Annotated in this window: 25 protein-coding genes and 1 pseudogene; 11 read left to right on the top strand and 15 right to left on the bottom strand. The window is 51.2% G+C overall.

Features of this window, described 5'->3' with window-relative positions; translation table 11 throughout:
• Positions 1–19: 19 nt before the first annotated feature.
• From FGL10_RS08090 to FGL10_RS08050, 8 genes and pseudogenes are all read right to left on the bottom strand, one after another.
• The gene (locus FGL10_RS08090; RefSeq protein WP_013448295.1) at positions 20–379 is read right to left on the bottom strand and encodes an immunity 8 family protein; all 360 of its coding nucleotides are present in this window, start codon (positions 377–379) and stop codon (positions 20–22) included.
• On the bottom strand, positions 376–1,908 hold the full coding sequence (locus tag FGL10_RS08085) for a MafB family polymorphic toxin (RefSeq protein ID WP_036475211.1): 1,533 nt from the start codon (positions 1,906–1,908) through the stop codon (positions 376–378). Before FGL10_RS08085 ends, FGL10_RS08090 begins: the two co-directional genes overlap by 4 nt.
• 39 nt (positions 1,909–1,947) lie before the next feature.
• Positions 1,948–2,910 carry an adhesin MafA gene (mafA, locus tag FGL10_RS08080; RefSeq protein ID WP_003708808.1) on the bottom strand — a complete coding sequence of 321 codons (963 nt, stop codon included), beginning with the start codon at positions 2,908–2,910 and terminating at the stop codon, positions 1,948–1,950.
• 257 nt (positions 2,911–3,167) lie between these two features.
• Positions 3,168–3,320, bottom strand: a pseudogene (locus FGL10_RS08075) (IS5/IS1182 family transposase); the annotation flags it as partial.
• A gap of 232 nt (positions 3,321–3,552) precedes the next feature.
• On the bottom strand, positions 3,553–4,272 hold the full coding sequence (pyrH, locus tag FGL10_RS08070; protein WP_003708812.1) for a UMP kinase: 720 nt from the start codon (positions 4,270–4,272) through the stop codon (positions 3,553–3,555).
• 425 nt (positions 4,273–4,697) lie between these two features.
• Entirely contained in the window at positions 4,698–5,552 is an 855-nt protein-coding gene (gene tsf / locus FGL10_RS08065; RefSeq protein WP_003708813.1) for a translation elongation factor Ts, read from the bottom strand.
• A gap of 128 nt (positions 5,553–5,680) precedes the next feature.
• A complete protein-coding gene (gene rpsB / locus FGL10_RS08055) occupies positions 5,681–6,409 on the bottom strand; it encodes a 30S ribosomal protein S2 (protein ID WP_036469634.1) in 729 nt (242 codons plus the stop codon).
• Positions 6,410–6,581: 172 nt separating this feature from the next.
• Positions 6,582–6,815: a hypothetical protein gene (locus tag FGL10_RS08050; protein ID WP_003708815.1), complete on the bottom strand. Its 234-nt coding sequence runs from the start codon at positions 6,813–6,815 to the stop codon at positions 6,582–6,584.
• 77 nt (positions 6,816–6,892) lie between these two features.
• On the opposite strand from FGL10_RS08050, the gene FGL10_RS08045 reads away from it, so the two are divergent.
• The 3 genes from FGL10_RS08045 to FGL10_RS08030 all read left to right on the top strand — a co-directional run bounded on the left by FGL10_RS08045 (position 6,893) and on the right by FGL10_RS08030 (position 9,975).
• Positions 6,893–7,474: a 5-formyltetrahydrofolate cyclo-ligase gene (locus FGL10_RS08045; protein ID WP_003708816.1), complete on the top strand. Its 582-nt coding sequence runs from the start codon at positions 6,893–6,895 to the stop codon at positions 7,472–7,474.
• A gap of 60 nt (positions 7,475–7,534) precedes the next feature.
• On the top strand, positions 7,535–8,125 hold the full coding sequence (locus FGL10_RS08040; RefSeq protein WP_003708817.1) for a GNAT family N-acetyltransferase: 591 nt from the start codon (positions 7,535–7,537) through the stop codon (positions 8,123–8,125).
• A gap of 383 nt (positions 8,126–8,508) precedes the next feature.
• Positions 8,509–9,975, top strand: coding sequence for a malate:quinone oxidoreductase (locus FGL10_RS08030; protein ID WP_003708819.1), 1,467 nt, complete (start codon positions 8,509–8,511; stop codon positions 9,973–9,975).
• A 187-nt stretch (positions 9,976–10,162) separates the two neighbouring features.
• Here FGL10_RS08030 and FGL10_RS08025 read toward each other — a convergent pair whose 3' ends face one another.
• From FGL10_RS08025 to FGL10_RS07995, 7 genes are all read right to left on the bottom strand, one after another.
• Complete coding sequence (locus FGL10_RS08025) at positions 10,163–10,537, bottom strand: ACP-like domain-containing protein (protein WP_002225721.1); 375 nt, start codon at positions 10,535–10,537, stop codon at positions 10,163–10,165.
• A 183-nt stretch (positions 10,538–10,720) separates the two neighbouring features.
• Positions 10,721–11,020, bottom strand: coding sequence for a helix-turn-helix domain-containing protein (locus tag FGL10_RS08020; RefSeq protein WP_003712989.1), 300 nt, complete (start codon positions 11,018–11,020; stop codon positions 10,721–10,723).
• 143 nt (positions 11,021–11,163) lie between these two features.
• Entirely contained in the window at positions 11,164–11,943 is a 780-nt protein-coding gene (gene map, locus FGL10_RS08015) for a type I methionyl aminopeptidase (RefSeq protein WP_036469638.1), read from the bottom strand.
• A 39-nt stretch (positions 11,944–11,982) separates the two neighbouring features.
• Positions 11,983–12,624: a prolipoprotein diacylglyceryl transferase gene (locus tag FGL10_RS08010; protein ID WP_036475207.1), complete on the bottom strand. Its 642-nt coding sequence runs from the start codon at positions 12,622–12,624 to the stop codon at positions 11,983–11,985.
• 7 nt (positions 12,625–12,631) lie between these two features.
• Entirely contained in the window at positions 12,632–13,240 is a 609-nt protein-coding gene (locus FGL10_RS08005; RefSeq protein ID WP_003712986.1) for a BON domain-containing protein, read from the bottom strand.
• A gap of 54 nt (positions 13,241–13,294) precedes the next feature.
• Positions 13,295–13,888 carry a phosphoheptose isomerase gene (locus FGL10_RS08000; protein ID WP_003708827.1) on the bottom strand — a complete coding sequence of 198 codons (594 nt, stop codon included), beginning with the start codon at positions 13,886–13,888 and terminating at the stop codon, positions 13,295–13,297.
• 4 nt (positions 13,889–13,892) lie between these two features.
• The gene (locus tag FGL10_RS07995) at positions 13,893–14,240 is read right to left on the bottom strand and encodes a YraN family protein (protein WP_003708828.1); all 348 of its coding nucleotides are present in this window, start codon (positions 14,238–14,240) and stop codon (positions 13,893–13,895) included.
• A gap of 45 nt (positions 14,241–14,285) precedes the next feature.
• Here FGL10_RS07995 and rsmI point away from each other — a divergent pair, with 45 nt between their 5' ends.
• The 8 genes from rsmI (at position 14,286) to FGL10_RS07955 (ending at position 21,420) form a co-directional block, all read left to right on the top strand.
• Positions 14,286–15,170, top strand: coding sequence for a 16S rRNA (cytidine(1402)-2'-O)-methyltransferase (rsmI, locus tag FGL10_RS07990; protein ID WP_003708829.1), 885 nt, complete (start codon positions 14,286–14,288; stop codon positions 15,168–15,170).
• A 286-nt stretch (positions 15,171–15,456) separates the two neighbouring features.
• On the top strand, positions 15,457–16,611 hold the full coding sequence (gene obgE, locus FGL10_RS07985; protein WP_003708831.1) for a GTPase ObgE: 1,155 nt from the start codon (positions 15,457–15,459) through the stop codon (positions 16,609–16,611).
• A gap of 83 nt (positions 16,612–16,694) precedes the next feature.
• Positions 16,695–17,741 carry an AAA family ATPase gene (locus tag FGL10_RS07980; protein ID WP_003708832.1) on the top strand — a complete coding sequence of 349 codons (1,047 nt, stop codon included), beginning with the start codon at positions 16,695–16,697 and terminating at the stop codon, positions 17,739–17,741.
• A gap of 10 nt (positions 17,742–17,751) precedes the next feature.
• Complete coding sequence (locus FGL10_RS07975) at positions 17,752–18,267, top strand: hypothetical protein (RefSeq protein WP_003708833.1); 516 nt, start codon at positions 17,752–17,754, stop codon at positions 18,265–18,267.
• Positions 18,264–19,685 carry a cysteine--tRNA ligase gene (cysS, locus tag FGL10_RS07970; protein WP_003708834.1) on the top strand — a complete coding sequence of 474 codons (1,422 nt, stop codon included), beginning with the start codon at positions 18,264–18,266 and terminating at the stop codon, positions 19,683–19,685. The genes FGL10_RS07975 and cysS overlap by 4 nt, the downstream gene beginning before the upstream one ends.
• 83 nt (positions 19,686–19,768) lie before the next feature.
• Positions 19,769–20,548, top strand: coding sequence for an exodeoxyribonuclease III (locus FGL10_RS07965; protein WP_003708836.1), 780 nt, complete (start codon positions 19,769–19,771; stop codon positions 20,546–20,548).
• A complete protein-coding gene (locus tag FGL10_RS07960; RefSeq protein WP_003708838.1) occupies positions 20,535–20,879 on the top strand; it encodes a hypothetical protein in 345 nt (114 codons plus the stop codon). Before FGL10_RS07965 ends, FGL10_RS07960 begins: the two co-directional genes overlap by 14 nt.
• Before the next feature lie 10 nt (positions 20,880–20,889).
• Positions 20,890–21,420 carry an alpha/beta hydrolase gene (locus FGL10_RS07955; RefSeq protein WP_003708839.1) on the top strand — a complete coding sequence of 177 codons (531 nt, stop codon included), beginning with the start codon at positions 20,890–20,892 and terminating at the stop codon, positions 21,418–21,420.
• Positions 21,421–21,432 lie beyond the last annotated feature (12 nt).

Genomic DNA, 21,432 nt, shown 5'->3' with positions numbered 1-21,432 from the left:
TTATCATCCCAAATTGCTCTTATGTGTTTGGATTGTAATCTTCGAATTCCCAAGAAAAAAATCGTAATAAGTTTGAAAGTGTCAAATCCCAAGTTTCTTTTGAGCAATATTCTAATATTTTATCAATTTCACTTTTAATAATCTTATGATCAAACTGTTCTAATATTAATGCATTAGCCCAAAAAAAACCTTCTTTATTACAATGATGGGAAATCCATTTAGGAGAACAAATGCAAAGTGAAAAAATAGATGAGCCTTGTTCTCCTTCGATTCCGATATCCAAATCTATCCATCTATGAAAATTATCTGGAATTTCGGGGGTAAATTTTTCAAAGTCAATATCATATAAATTTATGCTTTTTAAATCCAATTTAATCATTTTATATTCAAATGTCCATTAGTTAAGGTTTTTCCATCAACACTTCTAGTAACAAAATTAGCTTGCACTCCCGTTGGGTTAAGTGATTCAGGGGTGTTTGGTTTTGTAGTTGGAGGACGATATAGCCTTGTGCCATCTGCACTTAACATACATCCTTGACAAGATGGACTATTAACTGGTTTAGCTCCGTCTCCAACCCAAATTTTTCCTAACTGTTCAGCCTCTTGACGAGTTGCAGAACCAATACCAAAATTAATTTCTCCCTTTTTATTTGGTTGTATTGTTTTCCAATCATTTACAGCACTTGCTAACCTTGAATCTTGTGCAGCAATGTTTTTTAAGTTTTGCTCAGTTAATTGATTAACTAATTGAGGATAAGTTGCAGCATTGGCTTTTCCTTCCGACGTTATAGATTTAGGCGGTCTATTCCCACTTGCCATCTCCCCATCTAAAGTCTGCATATGGCGGGCAGCAGGTTTTTTATAGCCGGTATTTTTAACCCAATCCCATTTGGTCGGGTTAAGTTTTACTTTTTTACCTCTCCAAACCGTACCTGCGGCCTCTGCTGCGGAAAGGGCAGTTTGGGCTGTTGCAGTTATATTCGGATGGGCATCAGCCCATTGTCTGGCAGAGTTGATACTGTCTTTTACCGCAAAAGCACTGTCTTGTAATGCGGTTGCGGCCGCAAGTTGTGCTTCCGGACTTAAATTTCCTAAATTGTGAATACCCTGTAAAGTTTTCCGTGCTGCCGCATAGGTTACCGGGTTTACCGCACTGTCTGTAATTGCCCCAACTCCCAATCCCTGAAAACCCGTTAGAAAAGGATTGGCTGCACCTTGGATGATGCCGCGAATATCATCCATACGGTTAGCCCACCAATTTTGATGGGGGTCGTTTTCCCATATCAGTTTTCCTGCTTCATCAGCACGGCTGAAAAAACCGGAAGCGGCACCGGCATTTTCTTTTAGCCAGCGGTCTGAAAAAGGGGCTTGCGGAACAGTGTTTATCTTTGTTTTTGTAGAAGTTCCTTTGACATAGTAGCTGTATATATCCCTTGCCCCTCCGGGGGGCGGATAATCGCTGCCTTGCGGTCCGTCATATCCATCCTCCGGATGGATTTCCGACCCTGTTCGATGAAGTTGGTAAACGGTAAAACCGCCGTCTACACCGCCGCTGAAATCAGAAGTGCTTTTTGAATCATGATGATCGAACGGACTGTGTACTTCATGTCCGTGTCCTGAAAAATGGGTTTCATAGCCGATAACACCTTCAAATCCTGTCCGTTCGTGTGTAATAGGCAGTATGGGGCCGACCGCAGTTGCATCAAATGTTTGGACGGCGTAAACCCGATTTTTAACACTGCCGCGACCATCGCCGAACAGATGGTATTTACCACCCGGTTCGTAGTGTTTTGCCTGCATATCATCGCGCAAACGGGCATCCAAACCGTTCGCATGACTAATGGGGATTTGCAGCAACGATATTGCTGCTGCAAACAGCATCATGAATTTTTGAATAGGCAATTTCATTTTGTTTTCCTTGGTAGCAAGCGGTTATGGTAGTGTGAATTAAGGTTGCCCTTGTCTATGTTGTCGCACTGCTTCATCGCTGTATCCATACCCCTCATGACTGTTATCAGCCTCTACGGATGGGGCAGAGTTACCCGTATGATTGCCGTATGGTCGGATATCGGAGAAATCGACCATCAATCCTTCCGTTGGTTTGATTTCCTTGCTTACTTTATACGGCCCCATCCACAATGCGTAATTTTCTTTATAGGCAGCTTCAAACGCATTGGTTTTTGGTTTGATGAGCAATTTTTTATTGGTTCTGTCTACTGCGAAATATTCCAGTTTTGTTTGGGCTTTCAGTGTTTCGGCATTGTATAGGTGCATTTCGGTTCTGTTGCGTATCGTTCCGAATACGTCGATGTTAATAAACACATCTGTATCGGCATTGGCAGGAGAAACAACGTCTATGCCGCGCAGGAAAAATACGGTCTGTACCAAGTGGGAAAGAAAGGCAGTGTCGCGCGGGTTAGTCGTCAAGGTTTCATTTCGATAATCCCCCATCCCGCCAATATTTAAGCCTAGACTGCTCCTACTTCCGCTACCGTCTGATTGGGTGCGCGAGAGTGCAGGGGCATTAAGTGTAGATAAAGAAGTGGTTAAACCTGTCAAACCACCTGATGTTGTTTCAGCGGTGGTTTCGTAACGTGGATAGGTGTAATCGGTACGGACGGCAGGGCTGTTTATGTATTCGCCGCGAAGCAGTGCATCAATGGAGTAACGCCCTCCCGTCAAACTGCCTGAACCTTGGTCGCCCATAGTGGCAATGTACAATGCAACTTTTCGTCCGTGTAATGCCTGTAAATCCATGTCTTTAACAGCAGCTCTGGCAGAAGCGGCCACAAGTTCTTGTTCGACCGCAAAGCGTTTGCCTCCGCCATGCGATGGAATACCTGTCAGTGTCCCGCAGGCAGATAAAATAAAAACTGAAAAAAGAATAGGTATCAGCAGCCGTGCTTGCATAGATTTTCTCCTTTGATGAAAGACAAATTGTATCAAAATTGTAAATAAATTATAAATTAAATAAAATATTTCTTTACTGGTTTTGTGGTTTGGTTTTCAATAGGTTGCCCGCACATAGCGGGATTTGCGGTTGCAATGGCGGCGGTGTATTTTATAGTGGATTAAATTTAAATCAGGACAAGGCGACGAAGCCGCAGACAGTACAAATAGTACGGCAAGGCGAGGCAACGCTGTACTGGTTTAAATTTAATCCACTATAGGCTTTTTTCGGTCAGTTGCCGGTTAATCAGTCCCGGCAGTTCGGACAGGGTGTCGCCTTGCGCCAACCGGTTGCGGCATAAGGTGCTGTAATCGGGGATGCTTGGTTTGTCAAAACGGTAAAACAGGTTGAAATCGGTGCGGATGATGAGTACGGTGTTGCCCTTATGCCGATTTTGTCCGCCTGCTGCAAAGCGGTTTGCCCACTGAAAGGCAAAATGCCGTCTGAACATCGTTCAGACGGCATTTTCAAATGGAAGGCAATATAGTCGGCATATGAAAAATTGATGCGTGAGGCAGGATGGGTTTAGGCTTGTTAATCTCCATATAATAAATGGTTGTCTGACACCTATATGCGACTATATCTGCCGACCCTATGGGCAATCAGCAGTGAACCAGCGTGCCTTCGTTTTCACCCGTTACTACACGTTTGAGCGAGCCTTCTTTGGCGATGCCGAAGACGACAATATTGAGCTTGCGTTCTCGGCAGAGGGCAAAGGCGGTCGCGTCCATCACTTTGAGGTTTTTCAACAAGGCTTCGTCAAAAGTAATGGTTTCGTAGCGCGTGGCGGACGGGTCTTTTTTCGGGTCTGCGGTGTACACGCCGTCAACGTTGGTGGCTTTGAGCATCACGTCGCAGTTCATTTCCGCACCGCGCAATGCGGCGGCAGTGTCGGTCGTGAAGAACGGGTTACCGGTACCGGCGGCGAAAATCACGACTTTGCCTTCTTCCAAATATTGAATGGCTTTAGGACGGGCGTAAGTTTCAGCGATTTGCTGCATAGACAGTGCGGATTGTACGCGCGCTTTGATGCCCAAGGTTTCAAATGCGTCTTTGAGTGCCAAGGCGTTCATCACGGTCGCCATCATACCCATGTAGTCGGCAGTGGCGCGGTCCATACTGCCTGCTTGGGCGGATACGCCCCGGAAAATATTGCCGCCGCCGACAACGATGCCGACTTGCACGCCCATTCTCACGATTTCGGCAATTTCGCCGACAGTTTGAACGATGGTATCGTGATTGATACCGAACGGATCGGAACCCATCAGGGATTCGCCGGAGAGTTTCAGTAATACGCGTTTGTATTTGATTTGCTGTGTCATGGGATACCTTGCTTTCTTTGGGTTGGTTAGTGCCGAGTGTTTAGAGCACTGCTTCAATTTGGGGAAAGGGCGTTTGATTTTTCAGACGACCTTTCGGGATGTTTGGCTGACAGGGTAACGCGTTTTCCGTGGGCGTATGGGGTTGGATAAATTATTATTGGTTGGTTATGATGAAATATTTTCTGTTCGACAGTATAGTGGATTAACTTTAAACCAGTACGGCGTTGCCTCGCCTTAGCTCAAAGAGAACGATTCTCTAAGGTGCTGAAGCACCAAGTGAATCGGTTCCGTACTATCTGTACTGTTTGCGGCTTTGTCGCCTTGTCCTGATTTTTGTTAATCCACTATATTTTAAACAGTGTAACTCTCAAAAAAAAGCACCCTGATTCGTTTGGAATCCAGGTGCTTTCTTTTTCATAAGTGCCTTACACTTTAGCAGCGGCGGCTACTTCTGCCGCGTAATCGACGGTTTTTTTCTCGATACCGTCGCCTACTTTGTAGCGTACGAAGCTGACCACTTCAGTGCCGTTTTCTTTAGCGAATTGGGCAACGGTTTGATCGGGATTCATCACGAATGCTTGGCCGTTCAGAGTGATTTCAGCCAAGAATTTGCGGATGCGGCCTTCAACCATTTTCGCGGCGATGTCGGCAGGTTTGCCGGAAGCGATGGCTTGTTCGGTGTAGATGTGGCGTTCTTTTTCAACGGTTTCGGCATCTACTTCGGCTTCGCTTACGCATTGCGGTTTGGCGGCAACGATGTGCATACCGATTTTGCGCGCTACGTCTTCAGAGCCTTTGAACTCGACCAATACGCCTTCGGTCGCCAATGCGCCGTGGATGTAGGCAACCAGTTGGTTGGCAGTGTCGATCACTTGGAAGCGGCGGACAGACATGTTCTCGCCCAATTTGGCGATGATGGCTTTGCGTTCTGCTTCGACCAGTTCGCTCAGTTCTTCAACGGTAGCCGGTTTTTTCTCGGCAGCAGTTTTGGCAACGAAGTTGGCAAATTCTACGAAGCCGGCATCTTTGGCAACGAAGTCGGTTTCGCAGTTTACTTCAACCAATGCGCCGACATTGCCGTTGATCGCGTAAGCCAATACGCCTTCGGCAGCGGTACGGCCGGCGAGTTTACCGGCTTTCGCACCGGATTTGATACGCAGGATTTCTTCGGCTTTGTCGAAGTTGCCTTCGGCTTCAACCAAGGCTTTTTTGCATTCCATCATGCCCAAGCCGGTAGCGGCGCGCAGGTCGGCAACCATTTTTGCAGTAATTTCTGCCATTTTGAATCTCCTAGATTTTTGGGAAATACGGAAAGGATTTTCCGCATTCGGGAATCGTGTGCCGCGAACGGACGTTCAGACGGCATATTTGAGAAAAGGGGCATAACGCCCCTCTTCTGTACACCGAATTACTCGGCAGCAGCTTCTTGGGCAGCTGCTACAGTTTCTTGCAGCGCTTGGTTTTTGCCTTCCAAAACTGCGTCAGCGATGCCACGGCAGTACAGGCGGATGGCTTTGGCGGAGTCGTCGTTGCCGGGGATGACGTATTTCACGCCGTCGGGGCTGTTGTTGGTATCAACTACGGCGATAACGGGGATGCCCAGTTTTTCAGCTTCAACCAAAGTACCTTTTTGGTAGCCGGTATCGATAACGAAAATCGCGTCGGGCAGGCCTTTCATGTTTTTGATACCGCCCAAAGAACGTTCCAGTTTTTCAACGTCGCGTTGCATTTCCAGAATTTCTTTTTTGCTGAAACCGCTTTCGGCAGCGTTTTCCAAAGCGGCAGTTTTTTCTTCCAGGCGTTTGATGGATTGCTTAACGGTTTTGTAGTTGGTCAGCATACCGCCCAACCAACGGTGATCGACGAAAGGCATACCGGCGCGGGTAGCTTCTTCGCGGATGATGTCGCGGGCTTGGCGTTTGGTACCTACGAACAATACTGTACCTTTGTTGGCAACCAGACGGCGTACGGCTTCTTGCGCCTCTTGGAACATCGGCAGGGTTTTTTCTAGGTTGACGATGTGGATTTTGTTGCGCGCACCGAAAATGTATTGTGCCATTTTCGGGTTCCAGAAACGGGTTTGGTGGCCGAAGTGGACACCGGCTTCAATCATCTGACGCATAGTAATTTGAGACATTTTGATTTCCTTGAAAGGGTTAAGGGCACACATTCAATCGCATAGAACTTGATAGGCGATGCCTATTGTCAAGCACCCTTCGGCGAAAGTGGGCATAAGTTTTAAAAATAGTGTGTTTCCGAAATGGAAAACTGACGGATTATAGCGGATAAGATGCCGTCTGAAAAGGGATTCAGGGTTTTGTGCCGCTGTCTTTTTGCCGTTGTGCGCGCTGCTGTTCGAATTCTGCCTGTTCCTGCTGTCTCATCAGGCGGTTGCGGCGGCGGACGGTGATGGTGCAAACCGTGAACACGGTGGGCAGAACCGCCCAGAAAACCAAATAAATCAAGGCGCGCGCAATACTCGGCTGCGCGGCGGAATACATAACGGCAACAAAAAGATAGCCGATGGCGACGATGTGCCACATTGTGTGCGTCCTGTTTGAATGTTAACAAAATCGTTATAATCGCAACATTCTACCGCAATCCCGAAAGGCCGTCTGAAATGAGAAACGAGGAAAAACGCGCCCTGCGCCGCGAATTACGCGGGCGGCGTTCGCAAATGGGGTGGGACGTGCGGGCGGCGGCAACGGTAAAAATTAACCGCCTGCTCAAACGTTATATCAAGCACGGTCGGAAAATCGGCGTGTATTGGCCGATGGGCAAGGAATTGCGTTTGGACGGCTTTGTCCGCGCGGCGCAAAAACGCGGCGCAAAACTTTATCTGCCTTATATCGAACCGCGTTCGCGGCGGATGTGGTTTACGCCGTATCCTGAAAGCGGAATGGAACGGGAGCGCATACGGGGCAGGGCGAAGTTGAACGTGCCGCAGTTTGCAGGGCGCAAAATCCGCGTGCACGGTTTGTCGGTATTGCTCGTCCCGCTTGTCGGCATAGACCGCGAAGGCTACCGCTTGGGGCAGGCAGGCGGCTATTACGATGCGACGCTTGCAGCGATGAAATACCGTTTGCAGGCAAAAACCGTGGGCGTGGGCTTTGCCTGCCAACTGGTCGGCACGCTGCCGCGCGAACCGCACGACCTGCCGCTGGACGGTTTTGTGTCGGAGGCGGGGATATTGTGTTTTTAGCCGTTCAGACGGCATTTCGGGCGGGAATGCCGTCTGAAGGCGGAATATCGGGAGAAAAGGATGTCGGAAAAGATAATACTGCCGGTCTTGTCGTTGGGCGGCGTTCGTCTCGAACCGTTGGATGGGCATCATGAAACGGGTTTGCGCGAGGCGGTTTGCGATGGGGAGGTTTGGAAGCTGAGGGTAACGTCCGCACCTCATCCGGATAGGGTGGCAGACTATATCGGAACAGCATTGGCAACGCGTTTGGCGTTTGCTGTTATCGATGAAGAGGCAGGCAGAGTAGTTGGGACAACGGCGTATTATCATTTTGAACCGCAGATTCCGCGTTTGGATATTGGGTTTACATGGTATGCGGCATCGGCACAGCGGACACGGATAAACACCTGTTGCAAAATCATGCTGTTGGATTACGCGTTCGATGTTTTGGCTTGCTGTTGCGTGGGATGGCGCACGGATATTCTGAACCTTGCCTCGCAACGTGCCATCGAACGGCTGGGCGCAGAAAAAGACGGCGTGCTGCGTATGCATATGCTCCGTAAAGACGGCAGTGTGCGCGATACGGTTGTGTACAGTATGCTGAGGGAAGATTGGCGCAAAAACAGGGAAATCCTGACCGGTAGGTTGGCGGGGTATGGCGTGCAGGTGTGAGGCAGTATTTTCAAATTTAAAAAACTTAACGCAATATGCTGACAATCTTTTAAAAATTAATATATAAACAATTTTGGTTTTTTACCTATTAAAAATTTGATATATATAGATAAATAACTATTTTTATTTTTCATTTCGCAGTTCCCGGGCTTGGCGGGCGACAGAAAAACTTTGCATTTCCCAGTAAAATCCACTACATTCACGATAACATATTACAAGCCCCTGAAGCGGTGTCGGAAGCCATACTTGCAACGCATTCCAACCCCGAAACAGCGTGCTCGGACACACACTATTGCCGGTTTCCCCTGCTTTTGCGATTCAGGCGTTTGTAGTACGGCAAATAACCATAAGGGCAGAAGATGCCTGTTTTTTAGGAGTAAACCATGGCTGAAGCGACAGACGTTGTCTTGGTGGGCGGCGGCATTATGAGCGCGACTTTGGGCGTTTTGCTCAAAGAACTCGAACCGTCTTGGGAAATCACCCTGATTGAACGCTTGGAAGACGTGGCGTTGGAATCTTCAAACGCGTGGAACAACGCCGGCACGGGGCATTCCGCACTGTGCGAATTGAACTATGCGCCGCTGGGTGCGGACGGCGTCATCAATCCGGCGCGCGCTCTCAATATTGCCGAACAGTTCCACATCAGCCGCCAATTTTGGGCGACGCTGGTCGCGGAAGGCAAGTTGGAAGACAATTCCTTCATCAATGCCGTGCCGCATATGTCTTTGGTGATGAACGAAGACCACTGCCGTTACCTGCAAAAACGCTATGATGTGTTTAAAACGCAGAAACTTTTTGAAAATATGGAATTTTCCACCGATCGGAACAAGATTTCCGATTGGGCTCCGCTGATTATGCGCGGCCGGGACGAAAACCAACCCGTCGCTGCCAACTACTCCGCCGAAGGTACGGATGTCGATTTCGGACGGCTGACGCGCCAGATGGTGAAATATTTGCAGGGCAAGGGCGTAAAAACCGAGTTCAACCGCCACGTCGAAGACGTCAAACGCGAATCCGACGGCGCGTGGGTGCTCAAAACCGCCGATACCCGCAACCCCGACGGGCAGCTCACCCTCCGCACCCGCTTCCTCTTCCTCGGCGCGGGCGGCGGCGCGCTGACCCTGCTGCAGAAATCCGGTATCCCCGAAGGCAAGGGCTACGGCGGCTTCCCAGTGTCCGGCCTGTTCTTCCGCAACAGCAACCCCGAAACCGCCGGACAACACAACGCCAAAGTGTACGGGCAGGCCTCTGTCGGCGCGCCGCCGATGTCCGTCCCGCACCTCGACACACGCAACGTGGACGGCAAACGCCACCTTATGTTCGGCCCTTACGCAGGCTTCCGTTCCAACTTCCTCAAGCAAGGCTCGCTTATGGATTTGCCGCTGTCCATCCATATGGACAACCTCTATCCTATGCTGCGCGCCGGCTGGGCGAATATGCCGCTGACCAAATACCTGCTGGGCGAATTGCGTAAAACCAAAGAAGAACGCTTCGCCTCCCTGCTGGAATACTACCCCGAGGCAAACCCCGACGACTGGGAACTCATCACCGCAGGGCAACGCGTCCAAATCATTAAAAAAGATTCCGAAAAAGGCGGCGTGCTCCAGTTTGGTACGGAGATTGTCGCCCACGCCGACGGCTCGCTCGCCGCATTGCTGGGAGCGTCGCCGGGCGCATCGACCGCCGTGCCGCTGATGATCCGGCTGATGCACCAATGCTTCCCCGAGCGCGCCCCGTCTTGGGAAGGCCGTCTGAAAGAGCTGGTACCGGGTTACGGCATCAAGTTGAACGAAAACCCCGAAAGGGCGGATGAAATTATCGCCTATACCGCGAAAGTGTTGGATATTTAAGCCGAATCTTTCAAGAAAAGCCGTACCCCCATATGGTGTTGATGCCGTCCCTGCTGGTTGTGCCCTTCATCCGGCAGGGCAGGTTTTGATACACGGGGCAGGTAATCGTTTTTTCCCTTTTGCGAATAATGGAACGGTCAAAAAAACAGCGTTTTCATTTCTGAAAACGCTGTTTTTTGTTGCCTGATTAACGTGGGGAACAGTCTTTGAAGACGATTTGGTTGTCAGGTGCGGTAATCATAATGGGCTGTTTGCGGTAGGATTTGCCATCCATCACGCCGGTACCCAAAACATAACCGCCTTCTTTGCCGTAGAATGTTTCCACATTGTCGGATTTGTCCAAATTGACAGGCATTTGCACGCGTTTGCCGTTGATGACGGCGGAGGCGTATGTGGTCAGGCCCTGTTTGTTGAAGCCGTAGGTTACTTTGACTTTTTTACCTTGCTGGCAGACGTAGCTGACGGTTTTTTTGGCAACGGTGGGGTTGTCCGTGCCGGCGGCGGCAGCCATACTGCTGAGCGCGATTGCGGAAGACAGGATTGCGGTGGTCAGAAGTTTCATTTTTATTCCTTTGGATAGATGTGGAGTTTGCCCGTTTCGGGTTGTTTGACATTCTAATGTCGGCGTATCCCGAAATAAACAGGAAATTGGATAAAGTTTGTAAAAAGGCAGGTTCGGCGTTTCAGACGGCATTGTTGGCGTTTTTCGGAAATGAAAAACCTCCGGATGTCCGGAGGTTGCGGTTTAACCTTGTTTTTTTCTTTCGGCCTTAGTCTGTTTGGACAATTCGGCATACAGGTCGGGATGGTGTTTTTTCAACAGGGCGGCGATTTCCATATCTTTTTTGTTGACTTTCGCCAAATCGAGGCATTCGATATGGACGAGGCGGAGCAGTTCGCGTACGGGTTTGGGCATCTTGCGGCCGGTTTCGTAGCGCGAGCCTCCGGATTGGGTAACGCCGACCTTGCCCCAAAAGTCTATCTGGTTCAGCCCGGTCTTTTTGCGGATGGCTTTAACATCTTCAATCTCTTCAAATACTTTCATGGGAATTCCTTTTAGAGTTTGTTTGGTTGCCGCGTAAATTTTAATTTACTTTATTTTTGTAATGTGCCGAGTCAAACCTATTTTTATATTGCATATTATATCTTCGTTTCTTTCAGACGGCATTGTTTATTTCTATAGGGGGGTTAGGGTTTGCCGGTAGCCGGGCTGACGGTGAGGATTTCGTAGCCGGTTTCGGTCACCAAGACTTCGTGTTCCCATTGGGCGGAGAGGGAGCGGTCTTTGGTAACCACCGTCCAGCCGTCGTTGAGGATACGCAGGTGGCGTTTGCCTTGGTTGATCATCGGTTCGACGGTAAAAATCATACCCGGTTTTAGAACGGGGCCCTGTCCTTTTTTTCCGTAGTGCAAAACTTGCGGGGCTTCGTGGAAACCGCGCCCGATGCCGTGTCCGCAAAATTCCTGTACGACGGAATAGCCGGCGTTTTCGGCAACCTGTTGGCAGGCGTAGCCTACGTCGCCCAGTGTCGCGCCGGGTTTGACGGCTTCGATGCCCGCCATCATAGAGGCGTGGGTTACGTCGATCAGCCGTCGGGCGATGGGGGAAACTTTGCCGACGGTAAACATACGGCTGGAGTCGCCGTGGAAGCCGTCTTTTTTGATGGTGAGGTCGATGTTGATAATGTCGCCTTCTTTGAGCGGTTTGTCGTCGGGAATGCCGTGGCAGATGACGTGGTTGACGGAGGTGCAGCAGGATTTGGGGTAGGGCGGGTTGCCGTAGTGCAGGGGGGCGGGATAGCCGCCTTGGACGTTGACGTGGTAGTCGTAAACGAGTTTGTCGATTTCGTCGGTGGTGATGCCGGGTTTGACGAATTGTCCGATGTAGTCGAGGGCTTCGGCGACGAGTTTGCCCAGTTCGCGCATTTTTTCGATTTCTTCGGGGGTTTTGATGATGATGCCGTTCATAATGCTTCCTTGTATTGCGGGTGTGCCTGCCGCGCCGGGTCAGAAGAGGTTGTCGAGAATCTCTTTATGGGGTTTGGGCGGCGTGTTTTTCGGGGTGTCCGGTTTGGTATGGTTTTCTTTGGGCGTTTCTTTTTCTTTGGGTGTTTCTTTGGGCTGCGCCTGTTCTTCGGGTGTTTCTTTTTTGGTCTCGGGACGGGGGATGTTTGTGGGCAGTACGGGGGTTTCGTTGAGTGTTTTTTCAGCTTGTGTTTCGGCGGCGGTTAACGGATCGGCAGCCCGGACCGCATCCGAAGGACGCGGTTTGGCACGGTTTTTTTTGGCAGGGGCGGGAAGGGGCGGTTTGCCGCCGCTTTCGTTTTCATCGTCCGCACTTTCGGGTTCAGACGGGGCCGGTTCGGGATGTGCCGCACCTTGTCCGACTGCGCCGTTTGGCAGCCAGAATTCGGTTTCGCTGGGGCTGTCGGTGTGCTGCGGTTCGGTTTGGAGGGTTTTGCCGCCGTTCGGGTTGAATGTGCTGACGATGCCTACTGCCAATGCGCCGATGGCGGTGATACAGATGAGCAATACGGCGCGTATCAGGAATTTGGGGGTCAGCCTGAAGGGTTTGTTCGGTTTTTTTGCCATTTTGATTGTGCTTTTGGGGTGTCGGGCAATGCCGTCTGAAGGCGGTTCAGACGGCATTGCCGAGTCAGCGTTGGACGTAGTTTTGGTAGAGGGTAATGACTTTTTGTACGCCGACGGTGGTGCTGACTTTTTGGGTAATCTGCGCCTGTTCTTCGGGGGTGAGGATGCCCATAACGTAGGTTACGTTGCCGTAGGTAACGATTTTGACGCGCGCCTGTGTGGCGGGGCTGATGCCCAGCAGCGTGGCGCGGACTTTGGATGTGTTCCAAGTGTCGCCGGCGATGTCGCCCGCAGTGCGCGGCAGGGAGGCGACGGTAATGTAGTTGTACACGCCTTCGGCGGCCTGTTCGGAACGTGCAATCTGACCGACGAACTGTTTCTCGCCTTCGGTGGCGACTTGTCCGAGCAGCAGCAGGTGGCGGTTGTAGCCGACGACGGAGATTTGGGGCGTGTAGCCTTTGGTTTGGTTGTTTTGGCGCAGGTAGGAACGGGCGGTGGTTTCGATACGCAACGCCATAACGTTGTCGTCGGTTTGCGCGCCGGTGGTGCGGCGGTCGACGGCGGATTTCGCGCCGACGGCGGCGCTTCCGATTACTGCGCTGACGCAGCCGCTAAGGGCAAGGCTGAAAATGGCGGTAATGAGTATGCGGACGGTGTGCGGTTTGAATTTCACGGGATTTCCTTTCTTCATCGGTTCGGACGGCATTGCGGCGCGGCGGGAAAAGGGTCAGATGCCTTCCAGCAGCACGGAGTCGATACAGTCGCATATGGCGTGTATCAGCAGGATGTGGTTTTCCTGAATGCGGGCGGTGCGCGGATGGGGGACGTTGAGCAGTACGTCGGTGTCTTTGAGCATCGCGGCGATTTTGCCGCCGTCGCGGCCGGTCAGTGCGACGACGCGCATATCGTGTTCGTGGGCGGCTTTGACGGCTTCGGCGACGTTGGCGGAATTGCCGGAGGTGGAAATGCCGACGAGAATGTCGCCGGCGCGTCCGAGGGCGCGCACTTGTTTGCTGAAGATGTAATCGAAGCCGTAGTCGTTGCCGATGGCGGTCAGGGCGGACGTGTCGGTGGTCAGGGCGACGGCGGCGAGTTCCATACGTTCTTTTTCAAAACGCCCGGTCATTTCGGCGGCAAAATGTTGTGCGTCGGCAGCCGAACCGCCGTTGCCGCATATCAGGATTTTGCCGTCGTTCATCAGGCATTGCAGCATCATCTCGGCAGCCTGCGCGGCGGGTTCGGCGAGCACTTTCCCGGCTTCCTGTTTGGCGCGGATGCTTTCGGCAAAATGGGCGGCAACGCGTTCTGGTAATGTCGTCATATCGTCAACCTGTAATATTCTGTATCCACTCGGGCGGGCGGTTTCCTTCGATGAGTACCGCATCTAGGCGGCACGGTACGTTGGTCAGCCTGTTCTGTTGCAGATAATACTCTACACTTCGTTGCAGTTTCAATAATTTGGACGGCGAAATGCTGTATGCCGCGCCGCCGAACCGTTGGTCTTTGCGGTATTTTACTTCAACAAACAGAATCATGCCGCCGTTTTTGACAATCAGGTCGATTTCGCCGTAGGCGCAGTGCCAGTTGCGGGCAAGCAGCGTGCAGCCTTGGGATTGGAGGAAGGCGAGCGCGGCATCTTCGCCTGCCTCGCCCTGTTTGTGGTTTAAGCGCATAATCGGTTTAACCTTTATAATGTCTGTTTTTCAGACGGTATTCTTATGTTTCAGAAACACTTGCAGAAAGCCTCCGACAGCGTCGTCGGAGGGACATTATACGTGGTTGCCACGCCCATCGGCAATTTGGCAGACATTACCCTGCGCGCTTTGGCGGTATTGCAGGCGGCGGACGTTGTTTGCGCCGAGGACACGCGCGTGACCGCGCAGCTTTTGAGTGCGTATGGCATTCAGGGCAAACTCGTCAGTGTGCGCGAACACAACGAACGGCAGATGGCGGACAAGATTATCGGCTATCTTTCAGACGGCATGGTTGTGGCACAGGTTTCCGATGCGGGTACACCGGCCGTGTGCGACCCGGGTGCGAAACTCGCCCGCCGCGTGCGCGAAGCGGGGTTTAAAGTTGTCCCTGTTGTCGGCGCAAGCGCGGTGATGGCGGCTTTGAGCGTGGCCGGTGTGGAAGGATCTGATTTTTATTTCAACGGTTTTGTGCCGCCGAAATCGGGCGAACGCAGGAAACTGTTTGCCAAATGGGTGCGGGCGGTGTTTCCCGTCGTGATGTTTGAAACGCCGCACCGAATTGCGGCGACGCTTGCCGATATGGCGGAACTGTTCCCCGAACGCCGATTAATGCTGGCGCGCGAAATCACCAAAACGTTTGAAACGTTCTTAAGCGGCACGCCGGGGGAGCTTCAGACGGCATTGGCGGCAGACGGCAACCAATCGCGCGGCGAGATGGTGTTGGTGCTTTATCCGGCGCAGGATGAAAAACACGAAGGCTTGTCCGAGTCCGCGCAAAACATCATGAAAATCCTCACAGCCGAGCTGCCGACCAAACAGGCGGCGGAGCTTGCCGCCAAAATCACGGGCGAGGGTAAAAAGGCTTTGTACGATTTTGCCTTGTCTTGTAAAAACAAAGATTTGCTTTAGTCTTTTGCCGCTTCGGGCGGTGTGCGGAGGGATGGCTTTCCGTCCGGAAAGACCCGGTTAACGCTATATCGGCAAGGCGCGCCTGTACCGAAGGCGGCGGCATATTTTGCCTCCGGGGCGCAGATTTGTTTCAAAACCATCGGGGCAGGCAGGGCGAATCGCCGCCCCACGGTATGTGAAAAACCGCTTATACCTTATAATACCGGCGGAAAATCTGTTCAGACGGCATCAAACAGACGGCAATCCGCCTGAAACCCTATTTGAAACCAACAAACAAGAGCATTGAATGAAATTCATCGACGAAGCAAAAATCGAAGTCGCCGCAGGCAAAGGCGGTAATGGCGCAACCAGTTTCCGCCGCGAAAAATTCGTACCGCGCGGCGGCCCGGACGGTGGCGACGGCGGCAAAGGCGGTAGCGTCTGGGCGGAAGCCGACGAAAACACCAACACCCTCGTCGAATACCGCTTCGTCAAACGCTACCAAGCCAAAAACGGCGAAAAAGGCCACGGTTCCGACCGTTACGGCGCAGGTGCGGACGACATCGTCCTCAAAATGCCCGTCGGCACACTCATCCGCGACCTCGACACCGGTGAAATCGTCGCCGACCTTACTTACCACGGTCAGCGCGTCTGCCTAGCCAAAGGCGGCAAAGGCGGCTTGGGCAACATCCACTTCAAATCCTCCGTCAACCGCGCCCCGAAACAATCCACGCCCGGCGAAGAAGGCGAAACCCGTTCCCTGCAACTTGAGCTCAAAGTCCTTGCCGATGTCGGCTTATTGGGTATGCCCAACGCCGGCAAATCCACCCTGATTACCGCCGTTTCCGCCGCCCGCCCCAAAATCGCCAACTACCCCTTTACCACCCTGCATCCGAACCTGGGCGTGGTACGCATCGACGAAAACCACAGTTTCGTGATGGCGGACATTCCCGGCCTGATTGAAGGCGCGGCAGAAGGCGCGGGTTTGGGGCATCGTTTCCTCAAACACTTATCGCGCACCGGATTATTGCTGCACGTCGTCGATTTGGCGCCCTTCGACGAAACCGCCAACCCCGCCGAAGAGGCACTCGCCATCATCAACGAATTACGCAAATACGATGAAGAACTTTACGGCAAACCGCGCTGGCTGGTGCTGAACAAACTCGATATGCTCGACGAAGAAGAAGCCCAAGCACGCACCGAAGCTTTCCTTGAAGCCATCGGCTGGGACTGCCCCGAACCGGACGACCGCTTCCAATTCGACATCGAAACCCCGCGCCTCTTCCAAATTAGCGCACTTACCCACCAAGGCACGCAGGAATTGGTACACCAAATCAACCAATACCTGACTGAGAAAAAACGCTTGGAAGCGGAGAAAGCGGAGGCGGAGCAGGCGGCCGCAAAAGCCGAAATTGCCGGGCAGCAGCCGAAAACGGATATGGGCGTGTTTAAACCGGAGTGAAAAAAGAAAGGGTTTCAGACGATATTTGTTCTACAAAAAGGTTGTCTGAAACAATTTTAAAGCAAGATTGAAATGGATTAAAAATGTCATCTAACCAATATATCCAGTCGCTTGAGTTGACAAACTTTACCGTTCTTCCAAACGATACTTTTAAATTTTCTGAAAATCTCAATATTATTGTTGCCGAAAACGGTTGTGGCAAAACACATTTGTTAAAAATTTTATACAGCCTGCTAGAAGTAACATCTAACACCAAAAACAGATTACTGAAAACAGAATTGCAAAAAAGTTTTGCCGATAAATTACTGAATGTTTTCCGTCCCGATTCCTTGGGCAGGTTGAGCAAACGTTTGCAGGGGCGAGGGCGTACGGAAATTGTTTTAAAACTGCAAAACGGCACTACGCATAGTAGTCTGAATTTCTCCAGCAATTCATCATCGCAAGTTAATGTTCAAAGCATCGGATTGAAAGAAGATGAATACACTCCGACACCTATCTTCTTACCCAGCCGCGAATTAATTACACTTTGCCCTTGGTTCATTTCCTTATATCAAAACCAAAGCATCCCTTTTGAAGAAACTTGGTTTGATACTTGTACGCAATTAAATCACCCGCTCGCCAAAGGTCCCAGAGAAACAAAAATTCGAGAATTGCTCGAACCTATTGAGAATGCGATGGGGGGAAAAGTATCTGAAGAACAAGGAAGGTTTTATCTATCGCTGACAAACAAGAGTGGTAAGATTGAAGCTCCTTTGGTAGCAGAGGGTTTGCGGAAATTTGTCATGATTGCCCGGTTAATCGCAACAGGGGCTTTGCTGGATAAAGGTTATCTATTTTGGGATGAGCCTGAAGCCAATCTGAATCCTAAATTGATCAAAGTGGCTGCCCGTATTATTTGGTCTTTATCTCAGCAAGGCATTCAAGTCTTTATTGCCACGCACTCTTTATTTTTATTGAGAGAGCTTGAGATCCTCAAAGTAAAGGAGAAAAACATATCAAGCCGTTATTTTTCATTGATTGCAAGTGAAGGTGATGTAAAACTGGAACAAGCCGACGATACAACTGATTTATCAACCATTGTCGCTCTTAATGAAAATCTTGCACAATCAGAAAGATATCTAGATATTTAAGGGAAAACAAATGACAATTACCGAAGGTTCATTGAAATTTGAATTTCCTGAACATTGCATCACCTCAAAATACGATAAATGGTCACACTACCGTAAACAGTTTGAAAATAAATGTTCGACAGGCAATAAAGCCATAGACTTTATCGCAATCGAAGCAAATCAAACACTATGGCTTTGTGAAATTAAAGATTTTAGAATTGGGCAGCGTAATCCGGAAAAGCTGCCTTTAGAACAGGAAATTGCTTTAAAAGTAAGAGATACGCTTGCGGGCATTGTTTCAGCAAAATTTAAAGCAAATAATCCTATTGAAAAAAACTTTGCTGAAGAATCCCTAAAATGTAAAAACATCCGTATCGTTTTACACATAGAGCAGCCAAACGGAATACGTCAAATCTATAATTTGTCGGACTTAAAGGATAAATTAAAAAGGTTATTGAAAGCTATTGATCCTCATGTTGTTATCTCAACCTGCTTAAACCAAAAGTATGTTCCTTGGACGATTACAGAAAGTTCAAATACCCCATGACCACCACCTACAACACCCTAACCCGTCAAAAAGAACCCTTTTCCCCCATCGACCCTGAAAACGTGCGTATGTACGTCTGCGGTATGACCGTTTACGATTACTGCCATTTGGGACACGCCCGCGTGATGGTTGTGTTCGACATGATTGCCCGCTGGTTGCGCGAGTGCGGCTATCCGCTCACTTATGTGCGCAACATCACCGACATCGACGACAAAATCATTGCCCGCGCGGCTGAAAACGGCGAGACCATTGGCGAACTGACCGCGCGTTTCATTCAGGCGATGCACGAAGATGCCGATGCTTTGGGCGTGTTGCGTCCGGACATCGAACCGAAGGCGACGGAAAACATTCCGCAAATGATTGCCATGATTGAAACCCTGATTCAAAACGGCAAGGCTTATCCTGCCGCCAACGGCGACGTTTACTACGCCGTGCGCGAGTTTGCCGCTTACGGCCAATTGTCGGGCAAATCGCTGGACGACCTGCGCGCGGGCGAACGTGTGGAAGTGGACGGTTTCAAACGCGATCCGCTTGATTTTGTGTTGTGGAAAGCGGCGAAAGCAGGCGAGCCGGCATGGGAAAGCCCGTGGGGCAGGGGACGGCCGGGCTGGCACATCGAATGTTCTGCGATGAGTGAAAACCTGTTCGGCAATACCTTCGACATTCACGGCGGCGGCGCGGATTTGCAGTTTCCGCACCACGAAAACGAAATTGCCCAAAGCGTCGGCGCGACGGGGCATACCTGCGGTCATCATCACGCGCAAACCCACCACGGGCAAAGCATCGCCAGCCACGTCAAATACTGGCTGCACAACGGCTTTATCCGTGTGGACGGCGAAAAAATGTCCAAGTCGCTGGGCAACTTCTTCACCATCCGCGAAGTGTTGAAACAATACGACCCGGAAGTCGTGCGCTTCTTTATTTTGCGCGCCCACTACCGCAGCCCGTTGAACTATTCCGACGCGCATTTGGATGATGCGAAAGGCGCGTTGACGCGTTTGTATACGACTTTGAAAAATACGCCGCCCGCCGATCCGATGCCGTCTGAAGCCGGCGATGACTACACGCGCCGCTTTTATGTTGCGATGAATGATGATTTTGATACGGTGAAAGCGGTGGCGGTGTTGTTCGAACTTGCCGGCGAAGTGAACAAAACCAATAACGCGCAACTGGCAGGCCGTCTGAAGGCTTTGGGCGGCATCATTGGTTTGCTGCAACGCGATCCGACCGAGTTCCTGCAAGGCGGCGCGGTTTCAGACGGCCTGTCCAACGAGGAAATCGACGACTTGATCGCCCGGCGCAAACAGGCGCGCGCGGATAAAAACTGGGCGGAATCCGACCGCATCCGCGACCTTCTGAACGAACACAAAATCATTCTGGAAGACACCGCCGGCGGTACGACTTGGCGGCGCGGTTAAAATCCATCGAAAAGGGTAAATGTGCCGCATTTTGCCCTTTTTTTGTTCAGACGGCATTTTTATTGTGAGAACTTATTTTTATTATGCTTAAAATCATTTCCGCCAACGTCAACGGCATCCGCTCCGCCTACAAAAAAGGTTTTTACGAATACATCGCCGCATCGGGCGCGGATATTGTCTGCGTGCAGGAACTCAAAGCGCAGGAAGCAGATTTGTCTGCCGATATGAAAAATCCGCACGGGATGCACGGCTATTGGCATTGCGCCGAGAAGCGCGGTTACAGCGGCGTGGCGGTGTATGGCAAACGCAAACCCGATAATGTGCAAATCGGTATGGGCATTGAAGAATTCGACCGGGAAGGGCGGTTTGTGCGTTGCGATTTCGGCAGGTTGAGCGTCATTTCGCTTTATTTGCCCAGCGGCAGCAGCGCGGAAGAACGCCAGCAGGTAAAATACCGTTTCCTCGATGCGTTTTACCCTATGCTCGAAGCGATGAAAAACGAAGGGCGCGACATTGTCGTCTGCGGCGACTGGAACATCGCCCACCAAAACATCGACCTGAAAAACTGGAAAGGCAACCAGAAAAATTCGGGCTTCCTGCCCGAAGAGCGCGAGTGGATAGGCAAGGTTATCCACAAACTCGGTTGGACGGATATGTGGCGCACGCTTTATCCCGACAATCCGGGCTACACTTGGTGGAGCAACCGCGGGCAGGCGTATGCGAAAGATGTCGGGTGGCGTATCGATTATCAGATGGTTACGCCCGAACTTGCCGCCAAAGCCGTGTCCGCACATGTTTATAAAGACGAAAAATTTTCCGACCATGCGCCGCTGGTCGTGGAGTATGACTATGCTGCCGAATAAGGTTTTGGGTAAATATGATTGGAATGTGGACGGAAAAACGGGAATAGGCGCGGCGTGGGTCGTGGCGGCATTTGTGCTGCCTATGTCGGTGTGGGCGGTGTTTATGCTGGCGCGGATGCAGGGCTGGCTTGCGCCGACCAAGGCTAATCCGCTTTGGGCGTTGGTGTGGCTGCTGATTTGCCTGCCCTGCCTGCTGATTGCGTCCAAATGTTTGGGTTGGAAAGGCTGGCGGCTGTTGGCAAACGTTCTTGCCTGCCTCGCCGTGTGCGCCATATTGAGCGTACCCGCTTCGCTGCTCATCGCCTTTACCCTCCGGGACCTGCTGAAATAGGCGCGGCGGTATGCAGGGTTTCGAACTCGAAGATTTGACGCTTTGGCTGATACGCGATGCCGGAGAGGATCAGATGTGGATAGACCGTTGGGCGGTCAGTTATCCCGTCGTGCAGATGTCCGAAGCATCCGCAAACAGCAGCACGGAAGCGTGGCAAACCGCGCTTCAGACGGCATTCGAACGGATACAGGGCAGACATATCGCCGTTGTTGCACACGGAGCGGGCGCGGCCGCATTTTTGGCGTGGCTGTATCGGGCAGACATCCTGACACGGAAGAAAATCGCCAACATCATCCTTGTACCGCAGCGTCCCGATGTTTTTCCCGACGATGCGGAACACACTTTCCAACGCGTCCGCTGTCCCTGCCGTGCCGCATTGGTGGTGTCCGAACACGGCGGCGTGCCGCACGGTTGGGCGCAAAAACAGGCGGATTTGTGGAACGCCCGCCTGTTGGTTTCCCCGCATTCGGGCAGTTTGAACGGTATGCTCGGCGGCTGGCAGTGGGGTATGAAGCTGATGCAGGAAATGTTGCTGGCGTGAACGCTTGCCTTA

The organism is Neisseria lactamica (assembly GCF_901482445.1).
Taxonomy (GTDB): domain Bacteria; phylum Pseudomonadota; class Gammaproteobacteria; order Burkholderiales; family Neisseriaceae; genus Neisseria; species Neisseria lactamica.
This window is presented reverse-complemented; position numbering and strand designations above follow the sequence as displayed.

Excerpts from the sequence above, each read along its gene's own strand:
- FGL10_RS08090 (WP_013448295.1), bottom strand. The coding sequence starts at position 379 with ATGATTAAATTGGATTTAAAAAGCATAAATTTATATGATATTGACTTT.
- FGL10_RS08085 (WP_036475211.1), bottom strand. The coding sequence starts at position 1,908 with ATGAAATTGCCTATTCAAAAATTCATGATGCTGTTTGCAGCAGCAATA.
- mafA (WP_003708808.1), bottom strand. The coding sequence starts at position 2,910 with ATGCAAGCACGGCTGCTGATACCTATTCTTTTTTCAGTTTTTATTTTA.
- pyrH (WP_003708812.1), bottom strand. The coding sequence starts at position 4,272 with ATGACACAGCAAATCAAATACAAACGCGTATTACTGAAACTCTCCGGC.
- tsf (WP_003708813.1), bottom strand. The coding sequence starts at position 5,552 with ATGGCAGAAATTACTGCAAAAATGGTTGCCGACCTGCGCGCCGCTACC.
- rpsB (WP_036469634.1), bottom strand. The coding sequence starts at position 6,409 with ATGTCTCAAATTACTATGCGTCAGATGATTGAAGCCGGTGTCCACTTC.
- FGL10_RS08050 (WP_003708815.1), bottom strand. The coding sequence starts at position 6,815 with ATGTGGCACATCGTCGCCATCGGCTATCTTTTTGTTGCCGTTATGTAT.
- FGL10_RS08045 (WP_003708816.1), top strand. The coding sequence starts at position 6,893 with ATGAGAAACGAGGAAAAACGCGCCCTGCGCCGCGAATTACGCGGGCGG.
- FGL10_RS08040 (WP_003708817.1), top strand. The coding sequence starts at position 7,535 with ATGTCGGAAAAGATAATACTGCCGGTCTTGTCGTTGGGCGGCGTTCGT.
- FGL10_RS08030 (WP_003708819.1), top strand. The coding sequence starts at position 8,509 with ATGGCTGAAGCGACAGACGTTGTCTTGGTGGGCGGCGGCATTATGAGC.
- FGL10_RS08025 (WP_002225721.1), bottom strand. The coding sequence starts at position 10,537 with ATGAAACTTCTGACCACCGCAATCCTGTCTTCCGCAATCGCGCTCAGC.
- FGL10_RS08020 (WP_003712989.1), bottom strand. The coding sequence starts at position 11,020 with ATGAAAGTATTTGAAGAGATTGAAGATGTTAAAGCCATCCGCAAAAAG.
- map (WP_036469638.1), bottom strand. The coding sequence starts at position 11,943 with ATGAACGGCATCATCATCAAAACCCCCGAAGAAATCGAAAAAATGCGC.
- FGL10_RS08010 (WP_036475207.1), bottom strand. The coding sequence starts at position 12,624 with ATGCCGTCTGAACCGCCTTCAGACGGCATTGCCCGACACCCCAAAAGC.
- FGL10_RS08000 (WP_003708827.1), bottom strand. The coding sequence starts at position 13,888 with ATGACGACATTACCAGAACGCGTTGCCGCCCATTTTGCCGAAAGCATC.
- FGL10_RS07995 (WP_003708828.1), bottom strand. The coding sequence starts at position 14,240 with ATGCGCTTAAACCACAAACAGGGCGAGGCAGGCGAAGATGCCGCGCTC.
- rsmI (WP_003708829.1), top strand. The coding sequence starts at position 14,286 with ATGTTTCAGAAACACTTGCAGAAAGCCTCCGACAGCGTCGTCGGAGGG.
- obgE (WP_003708831.1), top strand. The coding sequence starts at position 15,457 with ATGAAATTCATCGACGAAGCAAAAATCGAAGTCGCCGCAGGCAAAGGC.
- FGL10_RS07980 (WP_003708832.1), top strand. The coding sequence starts at position 16,695 with ATGTCATCTAACCAATATATCCAGTCGCTTGAGTTGACAAACTTTACC.
- FGL10_RS07975 (WP_003708833.1), top strand. The coding sequence starts at position 17,752 with ATGACAATTACCGAAGGTTCATTGAAATTTGAATTTCCTGAACATTGC.
- cysS (WP_003708834.1), top strand. The coding sequence starts at position 18,264 with ATGACCACCACCTACAACACCCTAACCCGTCAAAAAGAACCCTTTTCC.
- FGL10_RS07965 (WP_003708836.1), top strand. The coding sequence starts at position 19,769 with ATGCTTAAAATCATTTCCGCCAACGTCAACGGCATCCGCTCCGCCTAC.
- FGL10_RS07960 (WP_003708838.1), top strand. The coding sequence starts at position 20,535 with ATGCTGCCGAATAAGGTTTTGGGTAAATATGATTGGAATGTGGACGGA.
- FGL10_RS07955 (WP_003708839.1), top strand. The coding sequence starts at position 20,890 with ATGCAGGGTTTCGAACTCGAAGATTTGACGCTTTGGCTGATACGCGAT.